Annotated in this window: 12 protein-coding genes; 4 read left to right on the forward strand and 8 right to left on the reverse strand. The window is 63.6% G+C overall.

The genetic code is table 11. The annotated features are described in order from the left end of the window. Window positions 1-214 precede the first annotated feature (214 nt). Window positions 215-625, forward strand: a complete 411-nt coding sequence (locus tag ACFQ50_RS11180; protein ID WP_377995596.1) for an NAD-dependent epimerase/dehydratase family protein — start codon at window positions 215-217, stop codon at window positions 623-625. Window positions 626-634: 9 nt separating this feature from the next. Next, window positions 635-1,252, forward strand: a complete 618-nt coding sequence (locus tag ACFQ50_RS11185) for a hypothetical protein (RefSeq protein ID WP_377995597.1) — start codon at window positions 635-637, stop codon at window positions 1,250-1,252. A 179-nt stretch (window positions 1,253-1,431) separates the two neighbouring features. On the opposite strand, the gene ACFQ50_RS11190 is transcribed toward ACFQ50_RS11185, so the two are convergent. Together ACFQ50_RS11190 and ACFQ50_RS11195 are read right to left on the reverse strand one after the other, a co-directional pair. Further along, window positions 1,432-2,664 (reverse strand): MFS transporter, encoded by a 1,233-nt coding sequence (locus ACFQ50_RS11190; RefSeq protein ID WP_377995598.1) that lies wholly within the window; start codon window positions 2,662-2,664, stop codon window positions 1,432-1,434. A gap of 377 nt (window positions 2,665-3,041) precedes the next feature. Continuing rightward, on the reverse strand, window positions 3,042-4,001 hold the full coding sequence (locus tag ACFQ50_RS11195; protein WP_377995639.1) for a threonine/serine dehydratase: 960 nt from the start codon (window positions 3,999-4,001) through the stop codon (window positions 3,042-3,044). 565 nt (window positions 4,002-4,566) lie between these two features. Between ACFQ50_RS11195 and ACFQ50_RS11200 the strand changes: the two genes are divergently transcribed. Continuing rightward, window positions 4,567-5,664 (forward strand): ATP-binding protein, encoded by a 1,098-nt coding sequence (locus ACFQ50_RS11200; protein ID WP_377995599.1) that lies wholly within the window; start codon window positions 4,567-4,569, stop codon window positions 5,662-5,664. A gap of 54 nt (window positions 5,665-5,718) precedes the next feature. Beyond that, a complete protein-coding gene (locus ACFQ50_RS11205) occupies window positions 5,719-6,021 on the forward strand; it encodes a YciI-like protein (RefSeq protein ID WP_377995601.1) in 303 nt (100 codons plus the stop codon). A gap of 130 nt (window positions 6,022-6,151) precedes the next feature. Here the strand turns inward: ACFQ50_RS11205 and ACFQ50_RS11210 are convergent, their stop codons facing one another. The 6 genes from ACFQ50_RS11210 to ACFQ50_RS11235 form a co-directional block, all read right to left on the reverse strand. Beyond that, window positions 6,152-6,649 carry a hypothetical protein gene (locus ACFQ50_RS11210; protein ID WP_377995602.1) on the reverse strand — a complete coding sequence of 166 codons (498 nt, stop codon included), beginning with the start codon at window positions 6,647-6,649 and terminating at the stop codon, window positions 6,152-6,154. A gap of 1,029 nt (window positions 6,650-7,678) precedes the next feature. Beyond that, window positions 7,679-8,233: a heme-degrading domain-containing protein gene (locus ACFQ50_RS11215; protein WP_377995603.1), complete on the reverse strand. Its 555-nt coding sequence runs from the start codon at window positions 8,231-8,233 to the stop codon at window positions 7,679-7,681. A 64-nt stretch (window positions 8,234-8,297) separates the two neighbouring features. Then, window positions 8,298-9,320, reverse strand: a complete 1,023-nt coding sequence (locus tag ACFQ50_RS11220; RefSeq protein ID WP_377995605.1) for a LacI family DNA-binding transcriptional regulator — start codon at window positions 9,318-9,320, stop codon at window positions 8,298-8,300. A 128-nt stretch (window positions 9,321-9,448) separates the two neighbouring features. Beyond that, window positions 9,449-11,077 carry a GMC oxidoreductase gene (locus ACFQ50_RS11225; RefSeq protein ID WP_377995606.1) on the reverse strand — a complete coding sequence of 543 codons (1,629 nt, stop codon included), beginning with the start codon at window positions 11,075-11,077 and terminating at the stop codon, window positions 9,449-9,451. Between the two features lie 5 nt (window positions 11,078-11,082). Further along, window positions 11,083-12,297 carry a glycoside hydrolase family 88 protein gene (locus ACFQ50_RS11230; protein ID WP_377995608.1) on the reverse strand — a complete coding sequence of 405 codons (1,215 nt, stop codon included), beginning with the start codon at window positions 12,295-12,297 and terminating at the stop codon, window positions 11,083-11,085. 31 nt (window positions 12,298-12,328) lie between these two features. Beyond that, on the reverse strand, window positions 12,329-13,846 hold the full coding sequence (locus ACFQ50_RS11235) for an aldehyde dehydrogenase family protein (RefSeq protein ID WP_377995610.1): 1,518 nt from the start codon (window positions 13,844-13,846) through the stop codon (window positions 12,329-12,331). Between the last annotated feature and the right edge of the window lie 28 nt (window positions 13,847-13,874).

The raw sequence follows: 13,874 nt of genomic DNA on the forward strand, positions 1-13,874 counted from the left end.
GACCGCCATGACCGAACACCGATAACGGGGATCCCGTCAAGCTAGCGGCTGCTGTCACGTGCACGTCGTGGAGATGAGTCAGCGGTTGCCGGGTCACCATTCAAGGCCCCGCCTTGACCGAGGACTGGGACCTTTCGTCATTCCCGGGTGGCTGCGCGCTGTCGTGAGGCATATGCTTCGCGAAATAAACGACGAGCGACAGGAGCGGCAGTTCATGGGCCATGAACGGGTGCTGGTTACGGGCGGTTCCGGCTTCATTGCGGGCCATTGCATCCTCAAGCTCCTTGAGGAGGGCTACCAGGTCAAAGCAACAGTGCGATCTCTCAGCCGTGAGGCGGCCATCCGTTCCGTCCTCACGGACGCGGGAATGGTCAAGGGCGGGAATCTGAGCTTCTCCGAGGCTGATCTTACGGGGGATGACCGGTGGCCAGGGGCCATGGACGGAGTCGATTATGTGCTTCATGTGGCGTCCCCTGTTGTGCCAGGGAATGTCGCGAATGAAGACGAAGTAGTTGATCCGGCATGTGAGGGTACGCGCCGGGTGCTCCGTGCCGCGACCAATGCCGGCGTCAAAAGGGTTGTCCTGACGTCCGCGTTCCATGCCGTTGCCTGGGGATACCCATAGAGTGACCATGTGTTCACCGAGGCAGACTGGAGCCGGCTCGACGGTCCAGGCGTCGACGCCTATGCCAAGAGCAAAACCCTCGCCGAACAGGCCGCATGGGATTTTGTGAGCTCTGAACCGGGAGCGCCTGAACTGACCACTGTCCTCCCTGTCGCGGTGATGGGGCACGTTCTGGGAACTGACATTTCAGGCGCCAACCACCTTTTGCAAAGGATGCTCACCGGGACAATGCCCGGCTACCCGCGGATGTTTGTCCCGATCGTGGACGTCCGCGACGTCGCTGCCGGGCACTTCCTGGCCATGACCACCCCGGCAGCAGCCGGTCAGCGCTTCCTTCTCTCCAATGGCACGGCCATCGCCATGAAAGATATCGGCGCCTTACTGAGGGCGCGTCTTGGCGAATCAGCAAACCGCGTCCCGACGAGGACGATCCCTGACTTCATAGTGCGGGCAGCTGCTGTCTTCTCCGCACAGTTCCGCCCCGTCGCAGCGGACCTTGGCTTTGCACGGCGAACGTCGAACGCCAAGGCCCGCAGTATGCTCGGCTGGGAGCCCCGCCCCGCTGAGGAAGCCATCGTCAGCGCAGCCGAAAGCCTGGTCGCCACCAATCGGTTGTCCGCGTCCTGACAGGTATTCCCGCGGGCCCCGGCGGCCCTTCCGTGATGATTGGTGACTGGCGATAACGGAGATTCCGTCAAGCCTCGCCTAACGGTGGGCACCATGCGAGCGACTGTTTCTGTCGCTTGTGGTGGCAGCCAGCGCGGACTCTTTCGTGGCACATGCGCCCTAACGTGCTGAATGGACCGCTAGATTCGGGCGCCCAAACGCGTTTGTAAGACGAGGAGTCCGAAGGCGGCGGTCAGCGCCAGCGCACTGGGCGCCAGGAAGACAAGCGGCAACCCTGCGGCGCCAACACCGATGCCGCCGACAACTCCTCCAAGGGCGGAGCTGACCGCCGGTGCACTGATGAAAATCGCGGACGCCGTCGCAACGGCCTGTGGCAGCAATCGCTGGGCGACGATGATTCCCAGGCCCGCGAACACTCCCCACACGCCTCCCATGAGGATTTGGGCGATCAGCAGCCCGCTGGGAGATGCGCTGAGCGCGAAGATTGCGTTGGCGCCGACACCAAACAGCGCACCGAGGACCATGAGGTTGAGCATGCCTGTCCGGCGGGCGACAACAGCAGCGGCGGGCATCAGAATGAGCTCAACCAGGGGCTGAATGCCGATAATGGCGCCGCTGAGCGCTGGCGGGTAATGCTGATCATTCATATAGATCGGCAGATAGGCGTACTTGATCGGTTCTCCGGCATAAACAAGGATGTAGAGCCCCGTGAACGCCAGCAAGGGCCCCATCGCCTTCAGCGATACATGAGTCTTGGGACTGGGTGCGTCAGTGTTGTGGGCGGTTGTTGCCTGTGCACGCGGCGTGTGGTCGCGAAGAGTTCCGAGAGGGAGCAGCTGGGCCAGTGTGCAGATCGCGGTTGCCACGAGCATTGCCCGCAGGCCCAGCTGGGCGCCGAGGAAGGTCCCGGCAACCGGACCCACCACCCATCCCAGCGTCAGTGACATCCGGACATACGAGACGATGCCGTCACCAGCGGGCGACGGATTGGTCTGGAGTTCGTCATGAATGGCTGCGAAGAGCTGCGATGTTGCTGCCCCGGCGAAGGCGAGGACGAGCGCACTGATGGCAAACGGCATCCACAGCTGGGTTGAGAATGCGATCCCGAGCCACCCAAGAAAGCCGGCCATCGCACAGAACCGGAACGGGCCAAGCCGGCGCCCCGTGTGATCCGACCGCCGCCCCACAAAATACCCGCCCGCCAGGGCGGTGAGGTTTGTCAGATAGTACAGTCCGGCGACAGTCAGTGAGCCGCCGAGTTCGTCCACGATGAACCGGGCGATCTGCGGTGCTGCAGCGGAGAAGCCGAGACCCGAGAAGAACAGCGCGAGCGTCGCACCGCGATACAGGGGCGTGGCAAGCACCACCCGCAACGCCGAGGGACTGCGCGTCAGTTGATCCGTCATTGTCATGCTTTCTCCATTGAAGTGGCCCCGTCTGCAGGGCGAAACCCAAAACCTAGTGAAGCTCGGTTTTGATCATAAACTGCGGACCGCGCGACGTCCATGAACCCGCGGAGGAAATGGCTCGTGTGGAACCACGGTTTTTTGTGCCGCGGCGATCGGCCCGGCGGTAGTTATCGTTTCAGCTCCACCAGCAACGGATGCCGAAAGGCGGGGGAGCCATGCACCTGACCGGCGCAAAGTACGGACCGGATTTGGCTCCCACCTGTCCCGGCGGCCGATGAGCGGGATTCCATCAAGCTGCCGCGGTCATGCGCCTCAACCGCCGGTGACCTGGGGTGTGTTCGGGTCTCAGTTTTGTGGGGGCTGTGCATCCGGAGGAGCCCTTAGGTAAGGTCGCTGGGGTCGGTGTTTGCTCCGCATAGAACAACGCATACCTTTTCATTCTCGGCGGGCATGTAGCCGGCCGGGCTGAGAAGTCCGGCAAGCGCCGTTGCGGCACCGTGTTCCACAGCGAGCCGGTGCTCGCTCCACAGGGCCTGCCGTGCACGGATGATTTCTTCGTCCGGGACAAGCACCGACTGGACTAATTCGTGTTGTGCCGCCTGTAGCGCCATTACGGATGCCCGCCGAGCGCCCAGAGCGTCTGCAGCAACGGACTCTACAGCGACGTCCACGGGGTGGCCGGCCCCAAGGGCGGCGTTCAAGGCGCGGCAGTTCTCCGGCTCGACGGCGATTGTCCGAATACCATAATGCTGGGCTACGGTTGCTACCCCGGAGAACAGGCCACCTCCTCCAACTGCAACCAGGACCGTGTCGAGGTCAGGGATCTGTGCGTGGATCTCCTCCATGAGTGTTCCGGCACCGGCGGCGATAAGCGGGTGATCGTAGGCGTGGGACATCAGGGCGCCCGTCGCGGCAGCGAATTCCTCACACGCGGCCAGCGCCTCAGCATACTCGGATCCGACAAGCCGCACATCTGCGCCGTAGCCTCTGAGCCGGTCCACCTTGATCCGTGGGGCGTTGGCTGGCAGGAAGACTGTAGCGGGAACCATCTGATCCTTGGCTGCCCAGGCGCACGCCATTCCCGCGTTGCCTCCGGAAGCGATAGTGACGCCCGCGTCGGGTAGTGTGCCCGCGTCTCGGTGGGCCAGGATAAAATTCTGGGCTCCGCGCGCCTTGAACGTGCCGGTAAACTGCATAAACTCCAAAGCCAGTTGTACAGTCCCTTGATTTGAGCCTCGCTCGGCATCCCTTTTGACGGGATCGCTTTGCGCCACAGCCACCGGCCTGATGACGTTCTCGACTCGGTTCCTGGCAGCCTCGATGTCTGCGTACGTCAGGATTTCCATGTTCCGGATTCTTCCTCCCAATACAACGACTGCGGGAACATACGGCTTCCCCGCTCTTGTATCTTTCCACCGAGCGCGGCCTCCCGGTGGCACCGGACACCGAGGACGAAGAAACAGTCCAGCGCCCCGCCGGTAAGGATGGACCTTTAGGGCTATTCCTCCGGGCGTTGACTGGCAGCGGGGCGTGTTGATGTGGGATGAGCACCTTTGTTTGTTAGCCACTCCAGGGTTCTCATGCTGCCGGAAACATGAGTCACTAACCGTATGGATTGGGATGAAGCGGGCAGCAGAGCGGACCGCAAACTATGGAGGGCCTTCTTTTGGGTTGGCGTGGGTCTGCTGGTCGTGGCAGTCCTCAACGTTGCCTTCGTTCTGTCCGATCCTCCGGCGAACTGGTGGCAGTATTTGTCCCCTGTATCTAACGTTTTGGTCGGCGTTGCCATATTGATCTACAGCCGCAGGAGATATAAGTCGCGATCGGCGCCTGGCACCCCTGTACAGTGAGATTCACAAGATTCACAAGATTCACAAGATTCATAGACATTCACAAGGGGCGCCCATGGACAACCCGTTTCGCCCCACTGCTGGGGCGGCTCCGCCCGATCTGGTCGGGCGCGGGGGAGTGCTTGACGAATTCGCCTACGGCCTCCGGATCGGTTCAGGTGCCCCGGGCCTCTTGACCATCTTCACTGGAGCGCGGGGAATCGGCAAGACAGTCATGCTCGGCGCAGCTGAAGACCTTGCGATAGCAAGCGGCTGGGCGGTCGTTTCCGAGACGGCCACGGGCGGATTCCTGGGCCGGATTGGTGAGGCAATGCGGCGGCTGTCCGATGAACTGGGAGAGGGACCCACAGGCCGGCGCGTCACGGCGTTGTCCGTTGCCGGCTTCGCCGTGACGACGCAACTCGCTCCCGAGGAGCAGGTGGACTGGCGCGTGCGTGGTTCGAGGCTTCTCCGGTTGCTGGCGCAGCGGGGCACCGGACTGGTCATCACTGTTGACGAAATCCATGCCGCTGACCGCAACGAATTGTCCCAACTCGCAGCCGACGTACAGCACTTCATTCGCGAGGGCCTTCCTATCGGACTGATCTTTGCCGGGCTGCCTGCCGCTGTCTCCGACCTGCTCAACGAAGGTGTCGCCACGTTCTTGCGCAGGGCGGACCGCATCGACCTCCACGCGGCTTCGATCGCTGAAGTCGATCGATCCTTTACCGAAACGTTTGAAGGCGCTGGTACGATCCTCGGCGGAGATCTGGCCAGGAAGGCGGCAGAAGCCACCGGCGGGTATCCCTTTCTGATCCAGCTGGTTGGCTACTACCTATGGCAAGAAGCGGAAAAGACCACCGCGGGCCTGGACGCCGCAGCTGTGGACCGGGCAGCCACTGCTGCCCGCCGAAGAAACGAACGCGTGGTCATCGAAGCTGCCCTGTCAACAACGTCCGGGAGAGATCGGGACTTCCTGCAGGCCATGGCAGGGGACTCCGGGCCTTCCTCCACCACCGACATCGGCAAACGAACCGGTATGCGGCCCAACGCCGTCGGAAACTACCGAACCCGGCTACTGGACGCCGGCCTCATAGAACCCGTAGGACACGGACTTGTCGACTTCGCAATCCCTGGATTGCGCGAATACCTCATCCGGCGTCCCGCGCTTTAACAGAAGCCTCCTTGCCTGTATCGTTCCCCTCCAATACGAAATGGACCCAAATTAATGTATGCCGTCCTCGAATATGTCTACGAAGAAAATTACCTTCAAACCCGCGAAGCGCATCGCGCAGACCACCTCAGGGCTGCGTGGGAGGCAGTCGAGCGGGGAGACCTGCTTCTTGGTGGGGCCGTTGGTGACGGGCCGTTCAGTGGGTTGCTGGTCTTCACCGGCGAGAACGCACTCCAGGCTGCAAGAGCTTTTGCGGCGGCCGACCCATACGTCACCGGTGGGGTCGTGACGTCCTGGACCGCCCGCCCGTGGACAACCGTTGTGGGAAAGGACGCCACCACGCCCATTCGCCCCTGAGGTTCAGCCAAGCGGACGACGTTTCGCCGCGTGCTTCAGATCGCCCGTGGCCTGATCTGCGCCGCATGTCTGCGTTCCCGGTGGGTTCCGGGCAGCCAGCTGTGAGGCTTGCGCCGTCGACGTCATAGGGTCAGCAGTGAACCGGGCTGTAGAACGCGGCACCCCAGCTGGAATGGTCGGTTGCGCCGGGCCCGAAGCTTGCGTCCAGGATGATGCATTGGCCTCCGGCCCTTTGCGTGTTCGTGTAGACCGGCCGGGGGTAGTAAGAGTAGTAGCCGCGCGAGGCATCGTCGGGTCCGTATGAGGGGTAGTTCGCGATCAAATTTTCACGGTACATCGTCACGCCATATGTGGGGCCGTAGGCGTATGCCACGGAGCAGTTTTTGCGCGCTGAGGCGCTCCAGTACACGTCAATGGAGCCGGTCTTCGTGCCCGGTTTTCCGAAACGGTAGTCCTTGCTATAGGTCGGCACGGTGATGGGGTGTGAGCCGATATACGCGTATCCCGTACCGCATGGGCCTGCGGCGGAGGCCGGAACCGCTGCGACGAGCGACGCGCCGGTCGTGACCGTGACTGCGACGAGCAGCGAGAGACTTTTGTGCTTCAGTATGCCCGGTGTGAACTTCATAACTTCTCCAACGTCCTGGGATGGCTTGTGCGGCACGATCATATAAGCACAACGAATTGAATAACTATAGGGTGCAGGCCGATACGGATCAGCCGCACCGAACAGGACCAGCCGCACCGAAGGTTTCTGGGAAGGCCGTCGATCCTTCGTCAACAACCTGCGATCGCCAACACCGCAGCGGATCTTTCACCACTTGTCGTGACCACCTGGGAGCTTTGTGGGTAGCCCTTGTTGGCCCGGTCTGGAGAGTTACCAGGCCAACCCGGTGCTGGCTGGCCGGGACACGGTATGCGGCGGCCGTCAGAGCCTGTCAGTACTCTCTGGGTTGGATACAAGGAACTGCATTGGTGCCTTGGTCCATGAAGAACGGATGAGGTTGATGAGCAAACCTGAGCGTCCTGTAAATGTCGTCTTCCAATGCAAGCACGATGTGCAGTCCCTGCGCGTGGTGGTTCCACGGGAAGTTCCGCACGAACTCTGCTGTAGTCCGAGCCAGTCCGCTGGATTTGGACCGGGCGGCGGAGGATGCGCCATCCCAAAAGATTTGGCTCAGCGGGTTGAGCGTGAGCTTCGCGATTCGTTTCAGGAAAGCAAGCGCAGGGGCTTTGTGCTGATTGGGGAATAGACGGCCATACGGCGGGGCAATTGTGCAAGCGATGCTTGCACAATTGCTTTCGCCATCCCTGGCTTGTCGACCGGCATGGATGGCGAGCGTTTAACCCGGCCGGAATCCAGAATGAACATGTCGATGTTGCAACGGCCTGTTGCAACATTCCTGACCCGGGCTCTGTTTGGGCGCACGAACTGGGCGATGATTCCTCGCAGTCATCAGCAAAACTCCTGGGGTGTCCACAGCACCCGGAACGCGACAAGCTCGACGTCGCTGAAATCTACAGTTCACTGTTTGCACTCGTTCAACCGTTCACAGACCTATCGATAGCTCCGACTACGAGCGACCGAAGGACTCAGGGAACGCTGCCTAGGCTGAGTTCATAGTACTTTCAGTGAAAGGGCGGTATTTTCGCCGTTTCAGGCGCGCGTGCGACCTGCTTGTTGGGTGCTCCGGTCACGGAACGAGGTCAGCGCCTCGACGACCAGATCGTGATCGTCCTTTTGTGGAAGTCCAGAGACTGTGGCGGTGGCGACGTGTCCGGTGTTCTTGACAAATATCGGGAAGGCTCCACCGTGGGAGGCGTAGCGTGCCTCGTTGAACCATCCGTTATCTTCGAGTCTGCCCCCGCCAACCCTGCCTCTAAGCCCGACAAGAAGTGACGGTTCAGCATATCTTTCGGTTGTCCTGCTTTTTCTCTGAACCCATATGTCGTTGTCCGGTGTGGCCCCGGGGAGGGAGACGTGAAAGAGGACGTGCTCGTTCCGGCGGATGTCGATCGCGATCGGGAGGTTCCGCTCTTGGGCAATCTCCATGATCAGCAGGCCGAGGGCCAGTGCATCCGCTTGGTCAAAGCTGTTCAGGTGCAGGGTCCTGGCTTCGTATTCGAGGCGCTCTATCAGCGATTGCAGCGAGGCTTCGGGCTGCTCGTACCGGGCGTCCGGGTCGAATCCCGGCTCGGCGTGGTGGATCATGAGTGGTCTTTTCCTGTCTGGCGATCCCGCTGCGCAATTTCGCCGGGGGCGGGCGTCGTTAGGGTCAGGTCCTTGTGCGCCAGGTGGCGGTGGAGGACCGGATCTTGAGCTGGGGCTGGATGAGGGCCAGTTGCGTGGGGATGTCCGCGTTGCCGTCAGCGAGTCGGGTCATGAGCATCTCGGCACCTTTCGCGCCGACCTGCTGCGGGAACCCTGCCACCGAGGTCAGGGGAGGGACCTGGCCGGCGGCGATCCGGGTGTCATCGAAGGACGCCACTGCGATGTCGCGGCCCGGTTCGAGTCCGCGGCGGCGCATCTCTCCGTAGACGCCTTCGGCGACGATGTCGTTGTAGGCAACCACCGCATCCGGAAGCCGGCCCAAATCGAAGAGCCGGCCCACCGCCGCGGCACCCCCTTCAGGGGTGATGGAACTGCGGAAGTCATCCACGCTCCACAGTTCACAGCCTTTGCGCTCGAGCGAAGCCCGAAGGCCTGCTTCGCGCTCCGTGAGGGACGGTGCGGGCCGGCCGCCGAGGAAGGCGACGCTTTTGCAGCCGAGGGCGGCGAGGTGCTCTCCGACAAGGGTGGCGCCGCTGACGTTGTCGCTGCCGACATAGTCGAATTCGTTGAACCGGCGCGCGAGCAGTACGACGGGGACGTTGGCGGCGTTGACCTGTTTGGCCAGGCGTTGCGGGTCGGTGTCCGGGGCGGGAAGCAGCAGTAGACCGTCCACCTGGCGCTCGATCATGGAGGCGATGATCTCGTGCTGACGGTCGGCGTGGTCGCGGCTGTAGCCGATGAAGATGGTGTATCCGGCGTCGTGGGTGATCTGGTCTACTGCCATCGCCAGTTCGGCGAAGTAGGGGTTGATGATCTCGGTGACGATCAGGCCGATGGTCATTGACCGGCTTTGGCGCAGGTTGGCAGCAGCCCGGTTGTACACGTAGCCAAGCTCGTCCATGGCCTCGCGTACCTTGACCGCCGTGGACTCCGGGATGCGGGAGCTGCCGCGGACGACGAGGGACGCGGTTGATCGTGAGACGCCGGCGGCCTTGCTCACGTCTTCGAGGGTGATGCGCGGGGCCATGCTGTCATCCTGCCGGTGGGTCGATATGCGAAGAAGCGGCGCTCCCCGTTTCTCGACTTTACCAATCCCCGGCACGGCGCCTGGGCAGGGCGCCGTCTTCCGGCGGAGGGTGTGGCCCCGGGACGCTATCACCGGCGTGATGACTGTTCCCGGGGGGAGTTCTCCGTGGCATCGTTCGTCCGGGTGGACGTGCCGGGGGCGAGGATCGTGTCCGCGACGCGGAGGGCGTTGGCAGCGATGGTCAGCGCGGGGTTGAGGGCCGCGGAGGAGGGAAAGAAGGAGCTGTCGACGACCCATAGGTTGTCCAGGTCGTGGGCGCGGCAGTCCGGGGTAAGGACGCTGCTGGCCGGATCATGGCCCGCCACGGCTGTGCCGCACTGGTGGGAGTTGGTTTCGATGCCCATCCGCTCGGTGAAGATGACGGGGTAGCCGGACCGCCGGACCGCCCGGGAGATCCGCCGGACCAGTTCCCTGTGGGGGCCGAGGTTGTTTGGTTCCCACCAGACGTGGATTTTGCCGTTGACGACGCTAATGCCGTTCTGCCTGCGGGGCAGGTCCTCGGTGGTGAGGTAGATGTCGATGCTGCGGTCGGACATCGCCTTCAGGAGCCAGGTCGGCGCCCAGGGCTTGGCCATCTTGAGCATGCTGGCGCGCAGCTTGCCGAGCATCTGCAGGTTCCCCAGTGGGTATTTGTTGGCGGGCCCGGCTTCGTACCAGTCGTTGAGGCCGAGGGTTTTCTGCCAGAGCGTCCTGTTGATCCTGAACGGGTTGATGCCGATGAAAAAGGTGCTGTTGTGCACCATATAGTTCCTGCCGACCAGTCCCGAGGAGTTGGCGAGGCCCTGTGGGTGGTCCTTCGTGGCTGAGCGCAGGAGCAGCGCGGCAGAGTTCACTGCGCCGGCGGCGAGGACGAATTTGTCGGCTTCGATGCGGATGACCTTGCCGTTGCATTCGGCCAGGGCCGCGACGATGGTGCGTCCGTCCGGTCCCGGGATGAGGCTGGTGACTTTTGCATCGGTCAGCAGCTCGACGCCGGCAGCCAGCGCGGGGTTGATGGCGATCTTTTCGGCGTCTGACTTCAGCCCGGCCTCGTTGGGGGCGCCGTCGCTGGTGGCGCAGAGGGTGCGCTTTTCGGGACTGTCGGCGTCGAGTCCGTTGGGCATCCGGAAGGGGTGCAGTCCCTGCCGGCGCAAGGAGTCGGCCAGAGCCTGGATAGCCGGTTCGTGGTCCAGTGCCAGGTGGGGATAGGCCTCCGAGTGGATCGGCTCGGTGGGGTCCTCGCCTATCTGGCCGTGGACCTGGAAGAGCTTCTCGGCGCGTGTGTAGTACGGTTCGAGGTCGGCGTAGCTGAAGGGCCAGGCCGGGGACGTCCCGTCGGGGTGCTGGGTTTCTTCGAAGTCGCTGGCGCGGAAGCGGGGCAGGCAGGCGCCGTAGACCTTGGTGTTGCCGCCGACCCAGTAGTAGACGCCGGGTTTGAAGGGCGTTCCGGTGCGGCCGTTGTACCAGGTGTCGGCGTTCTTGTAGCGGCCCCTGAGGTAAACCTCGTCCAGGTCGGAGTTCTGCGGTTCTGCCGGGAGGCGGTGGCCGCGTTCGAGAACGAGGATTCTTGAGCCGGAGTCTTTCAGGGCGTAGGCCATGGTGCCGCCGCCCATGCCTGATCCGATGATGGCGATGCCGGTCCTGATCAACCTGCCCGGGAGCACCGGTTCTGCCGGCGCGTCGGGACGGGGCGCTTCGTCGATGGTTTCCCAGTTCATGGTGCTCACCGGCTCCGCTGGGCTTCGTTGAAGTGCTGGATCTGGTCGACGGTGTCGAGGAACCAGTAGTCGCCCCACATGACGGATTCGTCGACGCCGAGGTCTTTGCCTTCGTGGTAGCTGCCGTGCTTGAGCACGCCTGCCCACGCTTCGTCCGGGCCGGCGAGGAAGTCGTCTTCGGTGAGGCGAAGGATGATGGCCAGGGCATAGTCGGCGTAGATTTTGGCCTTGGTGCGGTCCTGGACGAGGCCGGCCAGCTGCCACATGCCGCCGGCTGCGGCCGCTGCGGCCGAGGTTTCATAGGGCCGGGCGGGGGTGGGTTCGTCCCAGTCGTTCGGCGGAACGAGGCGCTCGCCGGTCTTTTCGATGTAGAAGTCGGCGGCGGCGATGGCGGTTTCGAGGAAGCGGCGGTCACCGGTGAAGCGGTAGACGGTGCCGAATCCGTAGAGCGCCCAGGCCTGACCGCGGGCCCAGGAACCGTCGTCGGAGAAGCCCTGCTGGGTGGTCTGCTTCAGGAACGCGCCCGTTTCGAGGTCGAACATGCCTTCGTGGGAGGCCGAGCCGTCACCTCTCACGAGGTAACGGCGGGTGGTGAGGCAGTGGTCCACGGCTTTGGCGGCCAGGTCCGGCTCCCCGGTCTGCTGTGCGGCGTAGAGCGCCAGGTGGATGTTCATCATGATGTCGATGAACAGGCTGTCGGGCTGGCGGAAGCTGGGCATGTAGCGGCCGGCTTCGCGGTACCGGCCGGCGGTGGTGCGCCCTGCATCGACGAGGACGTCGCGTTTGGCGGTGTCGCCGGTGGCTTCGAACCAGCGCCGGTAGGTGGACCAGAACAGGAAGCCCAGGTCGTGCACTGTGTCGTCGCTCTTCCGTTCCTCGATGAGCTCGGAGTAGTGCTCGGCGGCGCTGCGGAAACCGGCCCGCTCGGCCTCGGCTGCCCGGTACGAGAGCATCCACAGCTGTCCGCCGAGGAAGCCCTCGCACCAGTTGGTCCACGCCTCGCCGTCGACCACCCACTTGCCTTCCTCGGTGTAGAGCGGGAACCGGTCCGGGTGCTGGGCGATCAGACCGCCGAGCTTAGTGGACGCGGTTTTCCATGCCTTTTTAGCGGAGTCGTGGAATGCTGCCGGCACTTCGTACCCGGACGGGAGGGAGAGGGGCAGGATGGTCGCCAGGACCACCGGGGTGGCTGGCGTGGCGGCGGGCGTGGCGGTCGTCATTTCTCTGAGTTTCCTTCCCTGGTGCGGGGCTTCAGCGGCGGGATGCGTCGGGCGCGTCGACCCAGCGGTTTTCGCGGACGCCGACCTGAAGCTGGATGGTCTTCAGTTCACTGAATTCGGCCAGGGCCTGGCGGCCGAGTTCGCGGCCGATGCCACTTTGTCCGTAGCCGCCGAACGGAACTTCGGGGTAGCCGTCCATCCAGCGGTTTACCCACACGGTGCCGGCGCGGAGGTCGCGGGCGGCGGTGAGGGCTTCGTTGATGTCGTTGCTCCAGATCCCGGCGGAGAGTCCGAACGAGGTGGAGTTGGCGATGCCGATGGCCTCGTCGAGGGTGTCGTAGGGCAGTACGGACAGGACGGGGCCGAAGATTTCGTCGGTGGCGATGGACATCTGGGCGGTGACGCCGGTGAAGACGGTGGGCTGGTAGAAGCGGCCGTCCAGGCCGGTGTCGAGGCGGTCCCCGCCGGTGAGCAGGTGGGCGCCGGCTTCGCGGCCTTCGGCCACATAGCGTTCGACGACGGCGAGCTGGGCGTCGTTGACGAGGGAGCCGACGAGGGTGTCGGCTTTCAGCGGGTCACCGACGCGCATGTGCTTGGCGCGTTCGACGACGGCGGCGGCGAACTCGTCGGCGATGGAGCGGTGGACGATCAGGCGGCTGCCGGAGTTGCAGCACTGGCCTACGTTGAAGTAGCCGCCGAAGACGCCTGCATCCACCGCTGCGGTGAAGTCGGCGTTGGGGGTGATGATCTGCGGGTTCTTTCCGCCGAGCTCGAGTTCGACCTTTTTCAGGTCCCGGCCGGCGGTGGCGGCGATGTTCTTGCCGACGCCGGTGGAGCCGGTGAAGCTGATCATGTCGATGCCGGGGTGCTCCGCGATGGCGGAACCCACGACCCGGTCGCCGGTGACAATGTTCACCACGCCTGCCGGGAAGCCCCCCTCGCGGATGAGCTGGCCGAGCATCACGGTGGTCGCCGAGGTGCTTTCGCTGGGCTTGACCACCGCGGAGTTGCCGGCGGCGAGGGCGAAGGGCAGTTTCTGGCTGATGATCAGCAGCGGGAAGTTCCAGGGCGTGATCATCCCGATGACCCCGATGGGTTCGTGGACGACCATGGCCAGGGTGTCGGCGCCGAGGGCATTGTGGGCTTCGCCCTGGGTGTTCCGGGCCAGGCTGGCGGCGTATTCCCACAGTTCGGCAGTGCCGGCGACTTCGTTGCGGGACTGGGTGATGGGTTTGCCCGTTTCGAGGGTTTCGGCCAGCGCCAGTGCTTCGGCGTCGCGGCGGACGAGGTCGGCGACCCTGAGCAGGAGCTTGGACCGTTCGGATCCGGTGGACAGCCGCCAGCCGCGGTCGAGGGCTTTTCGGGCGGCGGCGACGGCACGGTCCACGTCTTCCTGACCGCCTTCCGGGAAGGAGGTGACCTCAACTTCATGGGCCGGACTCAGCCGCGTGAAGGTCTGGCCGCTTTGCGCCTGGGCGTCTTCGCCGTCGATGAGCATCGGGCGGTAGGTGGGCTCGACGTCGTCGAGCGTGTAGCTCTTGGTTTCCATCTCAGGTGTCCTTAGAAAAATGTTGGGT

Origin of the sequence: Arthrobacter sp. NPDC056493, from assembly GCF_042795115.1 — a bacterium.
Lineage (GTDB): Bacteria > Actinomycetota > Actinomycetes > Actinomycetales > Micrococcaceae > Arthrobacter.